Origin of the sequence: Streptomyces vinaceus, assembly GCF_008704935.1 — a bacterium.
Classification (GTDB): Bacteria; Actinomycetota; Actinomycetes; order Streptomycetales; family Streptomycetaceae; genus Streptomyces; species Streptomyces vinaceus.
In genome coordinates, this window is record NZ_CP023692.1 from 2,233,973 (window position 1) to 2,248,937 (window position 14,965).

12 protein-coding genes are annotated in these 14,965 nt (G+C 70.4%); 9 read left to right on the forward strand and 3 right to left on the reverse strand.

All coding sequences use genetic code 11. The features are described 5' to 3' along the window. Positions 1-255: 255 nt before the first annotated feature. The 8 genes from CP980_RS09700 to CP980_RS09735 all read left to right on the forward strand — a co-directional run bounded on the left by CP980_RS09700 (position 256) and on the right by CP980_RS09735 (position 10,716). A complete protein-coding gene (locus CP980_RS09700; protein WP_150527984.1) occupies positions 256-4,008 on the forward strand; it encodes a sensor histidine kinase in 3,753 nt (1,250 codons plus the stop codon). A 9-nt stretch (positions 4,009-4,017) separates the two neighbouring features. Continuing rightward, complete coding sequence (locus CP980_RS09705) at positions 4,018-4,431, forward strand: roadblock/LC7 domain-containing protein (protein WP_008739864.1); 414 nt, start codon at positions 4,018-4,020, stop codon at positions 4,429-4,431. A 150-nt stretch (positions 4,432-4,581) separates the two neighbouring features. Beyond that, positions 4,582-4,977, forward strand: a complete 396-nt coding sequence (locus tag CP980_RS09710) for a DUF742 domain-containing protein (RefSeq protein ID WP_030162861.1) — start codon at positions 4,582-4,584, stop codon at positions 4,975-4,977. Further along, entirely contained in the window at positions 4,958-5,539 is a 582-nt protein-coding gene (locus tag CP980_RS09715; protein WP_048475966.1) for a GTP-binding protein, read from the forward strand. The genes CP980_RS09710 and CP980_RS09715 overlap by 20 nt, the downstream gene beginning before the upstream one ends. Before the next feature lie 333 nt (positions 5,540-5,872). Next, positions 5,873-9,076, forward strand: a complete 3,204-nt coding sequence (locus tag CP980_RS09720; protein WP_150527985.1) for a sensor histidine kinase — start codon at positions 5,873-5,875, stop codon at positions 9,074-9,076. A 10-nt stretch (positions 9,077-9,086) separates the two neighbouring features. After that, positions 9,087-9,500 carry a roadblock/LC7 domain-containing protein gene (locus CP980_RS09725; protein WP_008739857.1) on the forward strand — a complete coding sequence of 138 codons (414 nt, stop codon included), beginning with the start codon at positions 9,087-9,089 and terminating at the stop codon, positions 9,498-9,500. Between the two features lie 93 nt (positions 9,501-9,593). Beyond that, positions 9,594-10,154: a DUF742 domain-containing protein gene (locus CP980_RS09730; RefSeq protein ID WP_132757014.1), complete on the forward strand. Its 561-nt coding sequence runs from the start codon at positions 9,594-9,596 to the stop codon at positions 10,152-10,154. Next, positions 10,135-10,716 (forward strand): GTP-binding protein, encoded by a 582-nt coding sequence (locus CP980_RS09735; RefSeq protein ID WP_037792108.1) that lies wholly within the window; start codon positions 10,135-10,137, stop codon positions 10,714-10,716. The genes CP980_RS09730 and CP980_RS09735 overlap by 20 nt, the downstream gene beginning before the upstream one ends. A gap of 93 nt (positions 10,717-10,809) precedes the next feature. Here the strand turns inward: CP980_RS09735 and CP980_RS09740 are convergent, their stop codons facing one another. Together CP980_RS09740 and CP980_RS09745 are read right to left on the reverse strand one after the other, a co-directional pair. Continuing rightward, a complete protein-coding gene (locus tag CP980_RS09740) occupies positions 10,810-11,013 on the reverse strand; it encodes an acyl-CoA carboxylase subunit epsilon (RefSeq protein ID WP_132757013.1) in 204 nt (67 codons plus the stop codon). A gap of 24 nt (positions 11,014-11,037) precedes the next feature. Continuing rightward, the gene (locus CP980_RS09745) at positions 11,038-12,621 is read right to left on the reverse strand and encodes an acyl-CoA carboxylase subunit beta (RefSeq protein ID WP_132757012.1); all 1,584 of its coding nucleotides are present in this window, start codon (positions 12,619-12,621) and stop codon (positions 11,038-11,040) included. Between the two features lie 274 nt (positions 12,622-12,895). On the opposite strand from CP980_RS09745, the gene CP980_RS09750 reads away from it, so the two are divergent. After that, positions 12,896-13,504 carry a YceI family protein gene (locus CP980_RS09750; RefSeq protein ID WP_132757010.1) on the forward strand — a complete coding sequence of 203 codons (609 nt, stop codon included), beginning with the start codon at positions 12,896-12,898 and terminating at the stop codon, positions 13,502-13,504. A gap of 52 nt (positions 13,505-13,556) precedes the next feature. Here CP980_RS09750 and CP980_RS09755 read toward each other — a convergent pair whose 3' ends face one another. Beyond that, on the reverse strand, positions 13,557-14,906 hold the full coding sequence (locus CP980_RS09755) for a hypothetical protein (RefSeq protein ID WP_150527986.1): 1,350 nt from the start codon (positions 14,904-14,906) through the stop codon (positions 13,557-13,559). Positions 14,907-14,965 lie beyond the last annotated feature (59 nt).

A 14,965-nucleotide genomic window follows, 5' to 3' on the forward strand; every position in this document is an offset into this window, starting at 1 on the left:
TCCCATCGCATTCCGTCACCGCCACCCCAGGCCGACACGCGCACCTTGTTGGAGATCCGCCACTGTGCTGGAATTCGCGGGACCGCCGCGGGAAACAGCCGGCGCGCAGGTGGCGCGACACAGCGCCGCGCGCGGCGGCAAGGAGAGGGAGACGCGCCGGTCACCGACGACCACCATGGGGCGGGAACGCCCCACGACTCGACACCGTCCCACCGGTCGCCCGGCGGGACGCCTGGTCCAGAGGTTGCGACGCTAGTGCAGGGACGATTCAAGAGGGATGGCAGCGCTGCGGCGGAGCAGGAGCCGCGCGGCGGGACCGACCGTGGCTCCTCGCCCCAGCACGCCCAGAACCGCGGGCCGGCTGTCGAAGGCGCAGGCCCCGACTCCTCCACCACGGTGAACGCGGTGAAGGGGAAGGCGCGCCTCAAGCCCCGGGGCAAGGCCAAGGGCGAAGAGCCGGCCGACAAGGACGTGGCGATACCGAAGGCCCCCAGCGGGCCCGGTTCGCGACTGGCCATGCAGAACTGGCGCATCAGCACGCGACTCGTGTCGCTGCTGACGCTGCCGGTCGTCGCCGCCACCACGCTCGGTGGCTTCCGCATCAACGACTCGCTCAACGACATCAACCAGCTGGAGCACATGCAGCTGCTGACGACGATGACCCGGCAGGCCACCAACCTGGCCGCCATGCTCCAGGAGGAGCGGGACAAGTCGGCGGGTCCGCTGTCGGTCGACAAGTCGGGCAAGCCCAACAGCCTCGTCGTGGGTGTACGCGACCAGACCGACGCCGCAGCCAAGGCCTTCCAGGCCGCGACGGACAAGGTCGACAGCGCACAGGACAAGGACGACACCCTCAAGTCGATCCGCAACAACATCCTGCAGATCGGCCGCCAGCTCACCGGCATCGAGGAAATCCGCAAGAAGGCGTACCAGAACGGCGCCCAGCAGACCGTCACCGAGTACAACGCGCTGATCGTCTCGCTGCTCTCGCTCTCCCAGGACATGGCGCAGGCCACCTCCAGCCCGGAGATGATCAAGCGCACGCGCGCCCTGGCGGCCTTCTCCTCCGCCAAGGAGTACGCCTCGATCCAGCGCGCCGTCATCGCCGCCTCGCTCCCCGAGAGCAGCGATCACCCGGGCTCGCTCACCGAGAACGACCGCCTCTACGCCCTCTCCGCGCTCCGCGGCGAGAGCCAGGCGAAGAAGACCTTCGAACTCGTCTACCAGGGCAAGCCCGAGGAACTCCTCGCGGCGCTCGGCGACGGCAACACGGAGATCGGCACCGCCGACCACTACGCACGCCGCGTCCTGAGCACCCAGGGGCAGTTCGGCAAGGAGAAGAACCGGTCCTGGATGGACTGGTACGACGCCGACGACACCAAGCTCCAGGCGATGAAGGTCATCGAGCTGACCCTGCTCGAAGACATGGAGCAGAAGGCCCGCGAGCTCAAGAACAGCTCGCAGCAGGACGCCATCATCAACGGTGCCCTGATCCTCCTCGTCCTCGGCGTCTCGCTCGTCGGCGCCTTCGTCATGGCCCGGTCCATGATCCGCTCGCTGCGCCGCCTGCAGGACACGGCCACGCGCGTCGCCCAGGACCGTCTGCCCGAGCTCGTCAAGCAGCTCTCCGAGTCGGACCCGCAGGACGTGGACACCTCCGTGGAGTCCGTCGGCCTGCACACCCGCGACGAGATCGGCCAGGTGGCCGCGGCCTTCGACGACGTGCACCGCGAGGCCGTCCGCCTCGCCGCCGAGCAGGCCCTCCTGCGGGGCAACGTCAACGCGATGTTCACCAACCTCTCGCGCCGTTCGCAGGGCCTCATCCAGCGCCAGCTCTCGCTCATCTCCGAGCTGGAGTCGCGCGAGGCCGACCCGGACCAGCTGTCCTCGCTCTTCAAGCTCGACCACCTCGCGACCCGTATGCGCCGTAACGGCGAAAACCTCCTCGTCCTCGCGGGCGAGGAGCCGGGCCGCCGGTGGACCCGCCCCGTCCCGCTCGTCGACGTGCTCCGCGCCGCGGCGTCCGAGGTGGAGCAGTACGAGCGCATCGAACTCGCGTCGGTGCCCGGCACCGACGTCGCCGGCCGCGTCGTCAACGACCTCGTGCACCTCCTCGCCGAGCTGCTGGAGAACGCCACCTCGTTCTCCTCCCCGCAGACCAAGGTCAAGGTCACCGGTCACGCGCTGCCCGACGGGCGCGTGCTCGTCGAGATCCACGACACCGGCATCGGCCTCTCCCCCGAAGACCTCGCCGCGATCAACGAGCGGCTCGCTTCGCCGCCGACCGTGGACGTCTCCGTCTCCCGCCGCATGGGTCTGTTCGTGGTCGGCCGCCTGTCCCTGCGACACGGCATCCGCATCCAGCTGCGCCCCTCCGACTCGGGTGGTACGACGGCCCTCGTCATGCTGCCGGTGGACGTCGCCCAGGGCGGCAAGAAGCCGGGTCCGATGCCGGGCCAGGGCGGCTCCGGCGCCTCGGGCTCCGGTGCGCCGCAGGGCATGCCGGGCGGTTCCGCGCAGGGTTCGGTCCCGGGCGGCGGCGCACGCCAGCCCGTCGGCGCCGGCCAGCAGCGCGGCCAGGTCTCCGGCGGCGGCCAGCGCGCCGCGCTGCCGGGCCGCGACGGCTCCGCCGGCCCGCAGGGCGGCCCCGGTGCGCGTCCGCAGCAGGGCGGCCCGAACGCCCGTCCGCAGGGCGGTCCGGGTATGACCGGCATGCCGGGCGCCCCGGCCTCCCAGGGCCAGGGCGGCTTCGCCGACGGTGCCTTCGGCGGCGGCGCGCCGCTGCCGGGCCGCGGTCCGGCCGGCGGTCCCGGCTCCCGTCCGATGCCCGCGCCCACCGCCTCCGGCCAGGGCGGATTCCCGCAGGGCAACGGCTTCGAGCGTCCTCAGAACCTCCAGGGCCCGCAGAACCCCCAGAGCCCCCAGAGCCCCCAGCAGCAGCCCGCTCCGACGGGCCCGGTCCCCTCGGTGCAGGCACCCGCCGCCCCGGCTCCGCGCGGCTCCCGGCCGCAGCTGCCGCCGCGCGGTGGCGCCGCGCGGCCGGAGCTTGCGGGCGCGGGCGGCGGTCCGGCCGGGATCCCGCAGACCACCAGCTGGGGCGCCGACCAGGCGCGCCACGGCGGCCACGAGGTCCCGCGCGGCCACGACGAGCTCTCGGGCCCCGGTTCGACGGCCGAGTTCGCCCGTCCGGACTTCAACGCCCCGCGCCCGCCGGCCGGCAACAGCACCACCGGCCAGTTCGAGCGCCCCGACGTACGGGCCCCGCTGCCCCCGGCCGGCCAGAACATGTCCGCCACCGGGCAGTTCGAGCGCCCGGAGCCGCGCGGCGGCGTGGACCCGTCCACCACGGGCCAGTTCGCCCGTCCGGACTTCCAGGCCCCGCGGCCCGGCGGCCCCGGTGTGGGCGGATTCGCCGCCCCCCAGCAGCCGCAGGCTCCGCAGTTGCCGCAGGCCCACCAGCCGGAGGCGCTGCCGCCGGCCCAGAGCTCCGGCAACGAGCGCAGCCCGATCTTCGACACGCTGGAGTCGAACTGGTTCCACCAGGAGGGCCCGCAGGCCCCCGGTCAGGCACCGGTTCCCCAGCAGCCGCAGCAGTCCGCCCCGGCTCCGGCTTCCCAGCAGCGCCCGCAGCAGCCGCTGCCGCAGCGCGGCCAGGAGCCCGCGGCCGAGCCCGCCCCCGCGACGACCGGCAGCTCGCCGACCGTCAGCTGGCGGTCCTCGCCGAACGACGAGCTGATGCGGCAGGCCGAGCGCGTGCGCCAGCCCGCCGCCGGCGGCATCACCACCTCGGGGCTGCCCCGTCGAGTGCCGCGGGCGAACCTCGTGGCCGGCACGGCGCAGCAGCAGTCCGACGCACAGTCGGGCCCGCAGGTCTCGCGAGCGCCGGACGACGTCCGTGGCCGTCTGACCAACCTCCGACGGGGTATCCAGCAGGGCCGTCAGGCCGGCAACAACGGCCCGGCGACCGGCAGTTACCACATCGACCCCACTTACCAGCAGGAGCGTTAGTTGAGTTCGATGAGCCAGGCGGCACAGAACCTGAACTGGTTGATCACCAACTTCGTGGACAACACCCCCGGGGTGTCCCACACGGTGGTGGTCTCCGCCGACGGCCTCCTTCTGGCGATGTCCGAGGGCTTCCCCCGGGACCGCGCCGATCAGCTGGCGGCCGTGGCCTCCGGTCTGACGTCGCTGACCGCAGGAGCCTCCCGCATCTTCGAGGGCGGCGCCGTCAACCAGACCGTCGTCGAGATGGACCGGGGATTCCTCTTCCTCATGTCCGTCTCGGACGGCTCCTCCCTGGCCGTGCTCGCGCACCCCGAGTGCGACATCGGCCTCGTCGGCTACGAGATGGCCCTCCTCGTGGACCGCGCCGGCAGCGTCCTCACTCCGGACCTGCGCGCGGAACTCCAGGGAAGCCTGCTCATCTGACGCCACATCTCCCGGCCGGACGGTACTTCCGGCCGGGGGACCGGGGGCCCGCCCCGGAACCCAGTACCCCCGACAGGCCGTCATACCGTCCCCCCACCGGCCGCCCCGTCAGACGGCACGCTGACCACTGCTGTCCAGCCCGGAGGATCAATGACCCCGCCCCCCGCCTACTCCGATGCGTACGGCGATTCGTCGTACTCGGAAGGCGATCAGCCGCTCGTTCGCCCGTACGCGATGACCGGCGGACGGACCCGGCCCCGCTACCAGCTCGCCATAGAGGCGCTGGTCAGCACCACGGCCGATCCGATGCACCTGTCCGGCCTGCTTCCCGAGCACCAGCGCATCTGCACGCTGTGCCGCGAGGTCAAGTCGGTCGCGGAGGTCTCCGCACTGCTGTCGATGCCGCTCGGTGTCGCCCGGATCCTCGTCGCCGACCTGGCCGAGGCCGGAATGGTGGCCATCCACCAGCCGGGCAATGGAGAGGCCGGCGGCACGCCGGATGTAACGCTGCTCGAAAGGGTGCTCAGTGGACTTCGCAAGCTCTAATGGCGGAACCGCCCGCTCCACCACCTCCGCGAAGATCGTGGTGGCGGGCGGGTTCGGCGTGGGCAAGACCACGTTCGTCGGAGCCGTCTCGGAGATCAACCCGCTGCGCACCGAGGCCGTGATGACGTCCGCGTCGGCCGGTATCGACGACTTGACCCACACCGGGGACAAGACGACCACCACGGTCGCCATGGACTTCGGCCGCATCACCTTGGACCAGGACCTCATCCTGTACCTGTTCGGCACCCCCGGACAGGACCGCTTCTGGTTCATGTGGGACGACCTCGTCCGCGGCGCCATCGGTGCGATCGTGCTCGTCGACACCCGCCGTCTCGCCGACTGCTTCCCCGCGGTCGACTACTTCGAGAACAGCGGGCTGCCGTTCGTCGTGGCCCTCAACGGCTTCGAGGGACACCAGCCCTACACCCCCGAAGAAGTGCGCGAGGCCCTGCAGATCGGACCGGACGCCCCGATCATCACCACCGACGCCCGCCACCGGGCGGACGCCAAGAGCGCGCTCATCACGCTCGTCGAGCACGCCCTCATGGCCCGACTCAAGTAACACGACCCGGGCGACGGCCCTCAAGGGGCACCACTCAAGTACCACGGGTTCTTCACAACGTGAGAGGGCGGGCTGTGTCATAGGACACGGCCCGCCCTCTCGGTTCATAACGTTTCGACAGTGAATTAGCGCCAGTTGGATACAGGGCGCGGTCGAACGGTGCCGCTGCGCTCACAACTGGCTCCATTTTTGCCGCAGCTCGCTCTTTATGTCCGTTTTATGCGTGACATAAGGCTCTGTGAATGGCCGATTTCAACTGTTTGGAACACGGCCGTTAAGCGTGCTGGAATTCAACTAACTAGCTAGTAGCACCGCCGGAAGGTTGTTGGTCGAGTGAGGCGAAGCAACTCAAGCCCCGCGGATGAACCCGCGCGCGGCAACTTCACCCCGCCGCAGCGTGCGGGTACGTCGCCCGTCGACGTACCCGTCGACCCGCCGGCGAAGAGCGGCAGCACCAGCAGGTTCTCCCCCCGCAACTGGCGTGTGCCCACCAAGCTGAACGCGATCCTGCTCGTCCCCGTCCTCGTCGGACTGGTGATGGGCGGCTTCCAGGTCAAGGGATCCGTCGACCGCTGGAACGAGGCCAAGGACGCCGAGAAGACGGCCCGCATCGTCCAGGCGGCGGCCGAATACGGCCAGGCCCTCCTCAACGAGCGCGACCTCACCGCCGAGCCGCTCCTCAAGGGCGACCGGAACAACGAGGCCGTCGCAAAGGCATACGCGGCCACCGACGCCGCCAAGGAGAAGTTCGCCCAGGCCTCGAAGGACCTCCCCTCGAACTCGGGGCTGGAGCGCCGCCTGGAACTCTTCCACCAGGAGGAGCCCAAGCTGGCCGCCGTCCGCCAGTCGGCGTACGCCGCGCAGGAGACGGCGAAGAAGAACCCGCCCAGCGCCAACGGTCCCATCCCGACCGAAGAGGGGTACGTGCTGGTCCAGCACTACCTCATGACGTTCTCCAACGAACTCGGTCTGGGCACCGGCAACGTCACCAGCTACGGCCGCATGGTCTACGCCGTCGAGCTGGCCAAGGCCGCGAACTCGCTCCAGCGCTCGGTCGGTACCCACCTCCTGGTGCGCCCCAACGAGAACGAGGAGATCCGCAAGGCCCAGCTCGTCGCCTTCTCCTCGTACGCCTACCTCGAAGACATCGCGATCGGCGAATACGTCGCGGCCGGTACCGAGGACGACGTCAAGCGCCTCCAGGACGTCATGGGCAAGAAGTCCCAGGAGGGCGCCGAGAAGCTCGCGCTGGCCAAGCGCGCGGCCGAGCAGGCCGGCACCCCCTTCAAGGCGCCGCCGATCGTCAACAACTCCGCCCTCACCGGCATGACCGAGGCGATAGCCAGCGGCGAGAGCAAGAACAAGGTCATCGCGGGCGGCACCACGCCCCAGGCCTGGCAGGCCGGAGCCACCGCCAAGTTCGAGGGCTACGCCGAGATCGAGAAGGAGCTCCTCGGCAAGGCCGTGACCGACTCGGTCGCCGTCTCCGACGAGGCCCGCAACGACGCCATCTGGACCGGCGCCATCGTGGTCGTCGCCCTGCTCGCCGCGTTCATCCTGGCCGCGATGATGGCCCGTCAGATGAGCAACTCGATGCGCCGTCTGCGCACCGCCGCCTTCGACGTCGCCGAGCAGCGCCTGCCGATGCTCGTCGACCAGCTCTCGCGCACCGACCCGGGCAAGGTCGACACCCGTGTCGCGCCGATCCCGATCAACTCCCAGGACGAGATCGGCGAGGTCGCCCGCGCCTTCGACCAGGTCCACCGGGAAGCGGTCCGGCTCGCCGCCGAGCAGGCGCTCCTGCGAGGGAACGTCAACGCGATCTTCACGAACCTCTCCATACGCAACCAGTCGCTGATCGAGGGCCAGCTGACCCTCATCACCGACCTGGAGAACAACGAGGCCGACCCGGACCAGCTGGAGAACCTCTTCCGCCTGGACCACCTCGCCACCCGTATGCGTCGCAACGGCGAGAACCTCCTCATCCTCGCGGGTGAGGAACCGGGCCGCCGCTGGGACCAGCCGGTCCCCCTCGTCGACGTCCTGCGCGCCGCCTCCTCCGAGGTGGAGCAGTACGAGCGCATCGAGCTCTCGGGCGTCTCGGAGGCCGAGATCCACGGCCAGGCCGTGACCGACCTCGTGCACCTGCTCGCGGAGCTGCTGGAGAACGCCACGACGTTCTCCTCCCCCCAGACCAAGGTCCGCGTCAACGCCACGCGCCTGCCCGACGGCCGCGTCATGGTGGAGATCCACGACAAGGGCATCGGCCTCACCGCCGAGGACTTCGCGGACATCAACCACAAGCTGGCCAACCCGCCGACCGTGGACGCCGCGATCTCCCAGCGCATGGGTCTGTTCGTGGTCGGCCGCTTGGCGGACCGGCACAACATCCGGGTCCAGCTGCGCCCCTCGGGCGAGGCCGCGGGCACCACGTCGCTGGTCATGCTCCCCGACGCGATCACCCACGGTGGTGGTGGCGAGGGCATCCCGGACGACGACTTCACGGTCTCCTCGATGATCCCGCAGCAGCAGACGCAGCACGCCGTCCCGATGCGCACGGCCGCCGAGCTGGGCTTCGACGACTCCCGCTACGAGGCGGGCGGCGCCGGCCAGCAGGGCGAGGACGCCGGGCTGAACCCGGTCGGCCGCTCCCTGGCCCAGCAGGAGCGCCGGGCCGCGCTCGAAGCCCAGGTGGGCTACGGGCAGGAGCAGCAGGGCGATTTCGCCGAGCAGGAGTATGCGGAACCCCAGCCCGAGCACGGCTACCAGCCGTACCAGGAGTACGAGCAGCAGCCCGAGCAGGGTTACGACGGCTCGTACGACTCCCGGCAGCCCCACGGGGCCCAGCAGGGCTACGAGGCGTACCCGCAGCAGGACTACGGTTATCCGGAAGCCGGATACCAGGATGGCCGGCAGGACGCCCCGGCGTACGACGGCGGTTACGCATCCCAGTCCCCGCAGGCGGAGTGGCCCGAACAGAACAGCTATTCCGGCGGCTACCAGCAGGGCTACGGGACCGAATCGGAACCACAGTCCGCTCCCGAACCCGCCGCGGACCGCGTAGGCTTCGACCGTCCGGGCGCCGCTGCCGACACCGGCCACGAAGTGACCGGAGCGGGCCTGCCGCGCCGCGGCAGCCAGCAGCAGTGGCAGCCGGCGCAGAAGGAAGCGGAGTCCACCGGATCCCTCTTCGAGCAGCGGCCGCAGCGACAGCAGCAGCCCGCGGCGGCGGAGCAGGCCCCGGAGGGTGGCGGCGCAGGCGACGACTGGCGCTCGAACAACGACGAGCGCTGGCAGCAGGCCGCCAAACTCCGTGAGCCGAAGGCGGGCGGGATCACCCCGTCCGGTCTCCCTCGGCGTGTGCCCAAGGCCAACCTGGTCGAGGGCGCGGCGGAGACGACCCCGCAGGGCGGCCCCCAGGTCTCCCGCGCACCGGAGGACGTCCGCGGCAGGTTGAGCAACCTGCGGCGCGGTGTCCAGCAGGGACGCAACGCGGGTTCTGAGCAGTCAAGTAACAGCTATGACCAGGAGCGTTAGTGTGAGCCCGATGAGCCAGGCGGCACAGAACCTGAACTGGTTGATCACCAACTTCGTGGACAACACCCCCGGGGTGTCCCACACGGTGGTGGTCTCCGCCGACGGCCTTCTTCTGGCGATGTCCGACGGTTTCCCGCGCGACCGCGCCGATCAGCTGGCGGCCGTGGCCTCCGGCCTGACGTCGCTGACCGCCGGAGCCTCCCGCATCTTCGAGGGTGGCGCCGTCAACCAGACCGTTGTGGAGATGGACCGCGGGTTCCTTTTCCTCATGTCCGTGTCCGATGGTTCGTCCCTCGCGGTGCTCGCGCACCCCGAGTGCGACATCGGTCTCGTGGGCTACGAGATGGCCCTCCTCGTGGACCGAGCAGGCAGTGTCCTCACCCCGGAACTGCGTTCGGAGCTGCAGGGAAGTCTTCTCAACTAGCAAACAGGCAGTGCGTTTCGCGTCATCGCACCATAGGGTGCGGTGGCGCGGTTCCACAGGGAGTACTGCGTTCTTGGAGTCGGAGGAGGAGACGTGACAACACCCGGAGGACATCCTTATGGCGGCGCGCAGCAGCCGCAGGGTGGGCAGCACGACCAGAACCGCTTCAACTTCCCCTCCGCTCCCAGCCGGCAGGTTCCGGAGCACAATCCCTACCAGCAGCAGCCGTACGGCCAGCCCCAGCAGGCACAGCCGCCCCACCGGCCCTCGCAGCAGCCCCTCCGGGGCCCGCAGCAGCAGGCCCCCAAGGCGCACAACCCGCTGGTGCGTCCGTACGCGATGACCGGCGGCCGTACCCGGCCGCGCTACCAGCTCGCCATCGAGGCGCTGGTCAGTACCACGGCGGATCCCGCGCGTCTGCAAGGGCAGTTGCCCGAGCACCAGCGCATCTGCCGCCTGTGCCAGGAGATCAAATCCGTCGCGGAGATCTCGGCACTTCTCTCCATTCCTCTTGGTGTCGCCCGCATCCTCGTCGCCGACCTGGCGGAGGCGGGCCTTGTCGCCATTCACCAGCCCGGCGGCGACGAGTCTGCCGGCGGCCAGCCAGATGTGACACTGCTCGAAAGGGTGCTCAGTGGACTTCGCAAGCTCTAACGGCGGAGCGGCTCGCTCCACCACCTCCGCGAAGATCGTGGTGGCGGGCGGCTTCGGCGTGGGCAAGACCACGTTCGTCGGCGCGGTCTCCGAGATCAACCCGCTGCGCACCGAAGCCGTGATGACGTCCGCGTCGGCCGGTATCGACGATCTGACCCACACCGGGGACAAGACGACCACCACGGTCGCCATGGACTTCGGCCGCATCACCTTGGACCAGGACCTCATCCTGTACCTGTTCGGCACCCCCGGACAGGACCGCTTCTGGTTCATGTGGGACGACCTCGTCCGCGGCGCCATCGGTGCCGTCGTGCTCGTCGACACGCGGCGCCTGGCGGACTGCTTCCCGGCCGTGGACTACTTCGAGAACAGCGGCCTGCCGTTCGTGATCGCCCTCAACGGCTTCGACGGCCACCAGCCGTACACGCCGGAGGAGGTCCGCGAGGCCCTGCAGATCGGCCCGGACGCCCCGATCATCACCACCGACGCACGCCACCGCGCGGACGCCAAGAGCGCGCTCATCACCCTGGTCGAGCACGCCCTCATGGCCCGCCTGCGGTAGGCACCGCGGCAGCACGCATGCGAGAGGCCCCCGCACTCCGAGGAGTGCGGGGGCCTTTCGGTCTGTTCCGGGAAGGTCCTGTGGGGATCCCCCCTAGCCCTGCCAGCTGTGCGGGGCGCGGAAGCCGGGGGTGCGCTCCAGGCGGCGCCAGCGGGCCTGGGAGCCGATGCGGTGCACGGGACGTCCCTCGGGGGCGGACGCGGCGCGGGCCAGCAGGATCGCGGTGATCGCGGCCAGCTCCTCGGGGGCTGCGTTGCCCTTTTCGACGCGCAGCAGGGTGTCGGCGGTCTTGGACATGGGTGGCAGGTCTCCTTCGCTCTACTACTGCGGCGGGTTGCCGTGCTTGCGGGACGGCAGGTCGGCGTGCTTGCTGCGGAGCATCGCCAGTGCGCTGATCAGGGTTTCGCGGGTCTCGGCCGGGTCGATGACGTCGTCGACGAGGCCGCGCTCGGCCGCGTAGTACGGGTGCATCAGCTCGGCCTTGTACTCCTTGACCATGCGCGCGCGCATCGCCTCGGGGTCCTCGGCCTCCGCGATCTGCTTGCGGAAGATGACGTTGGCGGCGCCTTCGGCGCCCATGACCGCGATCTCGTTCGTCGGCCAGGCGTACGTGATGTCCGCGCCGATGGACTGCGAGTCCATGACGATGTACGCGCCGCCGTAGGCCTTGCGCAGGATCAGCGAGATCCGCGGGACGGTGGCGTTGCAGTACGCGTACAGCAGCTTGGCGCCGTGGCGGATGATGCCGCCGTGCTCCTGGTCGACGCCCGGCAGGAAGCCGGGGACGTCCAGGAGCGTGATGATCGGGATGTTGAAGGCGTCGCACATCTGGACGAAGCGCGCGGCCTTCTCGGAGGCCTCGATGTCGAGGACGCCGGCGAGGTGGGCGGGCTGGTTGGCGACGATGCCGACGACCTGGCCGTCGAGCCGGGCCAGGGCGCAGACGATGTTGCGGGCCCAGCGCTCGTGGATCTCCAGGAAGTCGCCCTCGTCGACGAGCTCCTCGATCACCTTGTGCATGTCGTACGGGCGGTTGCCGTCCGCGGGGACCAGGTCGAGCAGGACGTCCGAGCGCCGGTCGGCGGCGTCGGAGGTCTCGTGGACCGGCGGGTTCTCGCGGTTGTTGGAGGGCAGCATCGAGATGAGGTAGCGCACCTCGGAGATGCAGGTCTCCTCGTCGTCGTACGCGAAGTGCGCGACGCCGGAGGTCTCGGCGTGCACGTCGGCGCCGCCCAGGCCGTTCTGGGTGATCTCCTCACCGGTGACGGCGCGCACGACGTCGGGGCCGGTGATGAACATCTGCGAGGTCTCGCGGACCATGAAGACGAAGTCCGTCAGGGCCGGGGAGTACGCGGCGCCGCCGGCGCACGGGCCCAGCATCACCGAGATCTGCGGGATGACGCCCGAGGCCCTGGTGTTGCGCTGGAAGATGCCGCCGTAGCCGGCGAGCGCGGAGACGCCCTCCTGGATACGGGCACCGGCGCCGTCGTTGAGGGAGACCAGCGGGGCACCGGCCGCGATGGCCATGTCCATGATCTTGTGGATCTTCGTGGCGTGGGCCTCGCCCAGGGCGCCGCCGAAGATGCGGAAGTCGTGCGCGTAGACGAAGACCGTGCGGCCCTCGACCGTGCCCCAGCCGGTGATGACACCGTCGGTGTACGGCTTCTTGCTTTCGAGGCCGAAGCCGCTCGCACGGTGGCGGCGCAGCTGTTCGACCTCCTTGAAGGAACCCTCGTCGAGCAGCAGCGCGATGCGCTCGCGCGCGGTCAGCTTGCCCTTGGCGTGCTGCGCCTCGGTCGCCCGGTCACTGGGTCCACGCCGCGCCTGCTCGCGCAGGGAGTGCAGCTCGGCCACGCGCCCGCGGGCGTCCGTCGGCTCGCTCGGAGTCTGGTCCACAACGGTCATGTATCGACCTTACGAAGCGGTCGAAGAAAAACCTCCGTTGATTTCACACAGTCTCGGAAGTGTTCCGCTGTCCGGCCCGGACAGAACCGCCAGGCGATGCACGGACACCACCAGGCAGGACCCCTCTCCTTTGTGGAGGTTCCACAAAACGGGGACACGCCCCGCTGGGATGTTGAAATTTGAACGGAATAGGTCTAGCGTCGTTCTCGTTGAAAGTTCAACCAACACGGGGCTCAGCAGTCGCAACAGCCCCTCCAGCACCAGGGAGCACATCATGGGTCTCTTCAACCGCCGCAGCCAGGAGTCCGCGACCACCGTCGCCACCCTCGACGTGGACCCGGCCCTCGCGGCCCTCACCGGTGAGTACGTCATCGACGCCGCCCACAGCAGCATCGGCTTCACCGTCCGCCACGCGATGGTGACCAACGTCCGCGGCAGCTTCACCGACTACTCCGGCGCCCTCCAGCTCGACGGCAGCGACCCGGCCCGCTCCGCCGCCACCATCGAGGTGAAGATCGCCTCCGTGGACACCGGCATCGCCGACCGCGACGGCCACCTGCGCAGCGGTGACTTCTTCGACGCCGAGGCCTTCCCGCTGATGACCTTCCGCTCCACCGAGGCGGCCCGGCTCGGCGGCGACGCCTACCGCATCACGGGCGAGCTGACCATCAAGGACGTCACCCGCCCGCTCTCCATCGACCTGGAGTTCAACGGATCGGCCACCGACGTCTACGGCAACGAGCGCGTCGGCTTCGAGGGCTCCGCCGAGATCCTGCGCTCCGACTGGGGCCTGACCTGGAACGCCGCGCTGGAGGCCGGCGGCGTCATGGTCAGCGACAAGGTCAAGCTGACCTTCGACATCTCGGCCATCAAGCAGGCCTGAACCGCCTGACGCCGCCGGGTCCCGGGGGCGGTACCGGTGGGGACCACTCCCCCTAGAAGCCGCCCCCACCGTCGAACCCGCCGCCGCCGTCGAATCCGCCACCGCCGCCGAAGTCCCCTCCCCCGAAGTCGGAGGGGTTGAAGTCGGCGCCGGAGAAGTCCCCGCCGTCGTAGCCGCCGCCCATGTCGGAGGCGTAGGCGGGACTCGACATCATCGAACCGAGCATCGTGCCCACGAGCAGACCGGGCAGGATGCCCCCGCCGAAGTACCCGCCCGCCCAGGGGCCGTACGCCGGGCCCGCGTCGTAGTACGGACGCGGGCCGTACTCCGTGTCGACCGTACGGACCATCGGGTCCTTGCCGTCACGCAGCCGGACGGCGTCCGCCGCGCACACCGGGACGGTACGCGCCGCCCCGCCGGCCGGCGACCACTCGGCGTCCTGCGTGCTCGGCCCGTGCCGCGGGTCGAAGAAGCAGGGCGACCGGCGCTCGGGCAGCGGCCTGCCCTGACGGCGGGCATCGAGGCAGGCCAGCGCGAACCGGCCGTCCTCCAGGGCCTGGGTGACCCCCTTGACCTCTTCGGGGTGCTGGACCGAGGCCATGATGTCCTTGGCCTTCTCGTACGAGTCGAGGCCCTTTTCGTAGTCCCCGCGCATGGCGTCGTCCGCGCCGGGCTCGCCGGGGTGGAAGTCCAGCCGGTCGAGCTCCTCGCCGAAGGCCGTGATGTCCTCGTCCACGACCACGCGCAGCTTCTCGACCGCCTCGCGCTGCGCCTCCTCCTTCTTCCTGCGGTTGCGGCGCACCAGTGCGTACGCACCGCCGCCGCCGATCACGGCCACCGCGCCGAGCGCGACCAGCCCACCCACCGGTGCCCCGCCGTCGGCGCCCGTGTCACCCCAGGAGGCCGGGGCCCTGCCCTTGGCCTGGGCCAGGGCCTGGTCCACGAAGTTGTTGAGTTCGGTGCCCGCGTCCACGGGCCCGCCGGCCTTCACCGCGTCCGTCAGGTTGCGGACGGCGCCCGGGGACATCACCGCCCGGTCGGCGCCCGCGTTGAAGCCGTCGCCGAGCCGGATCGCGTAGAGCCCGGTGATGCCGGTCTCGGTCCGGACCGTGCGCAGTACGCTGTCGGCGGGGAACTCCGAGCCGGCCGGCAGCACGGCGACGAACACCGGCTTCCCGGCGTCCTTGATCTTCTTCGCGAGCGCGTCCGCCTGGTCCTTCGGCAGCTGCGCCGCGGCGCGCGGGTCCACGTAGACCGGGCCCTGCTTGAGGGCCTCCGCCACTGCGGCGGGTCCGGTGGCCGCCGCAGCCTGCGGGGCGGCCACGAGGGCGGTCGCGGACAGGGCCAGCAGCAGAGCGGCCAGCAGCCGACCGGGATACGCGGATATCAGCCTGGTCCTCATACCCCAGACGCTACCGGAACCCCCACTTTCCTGTGTGAGCTGGACATAAACCCCACCGC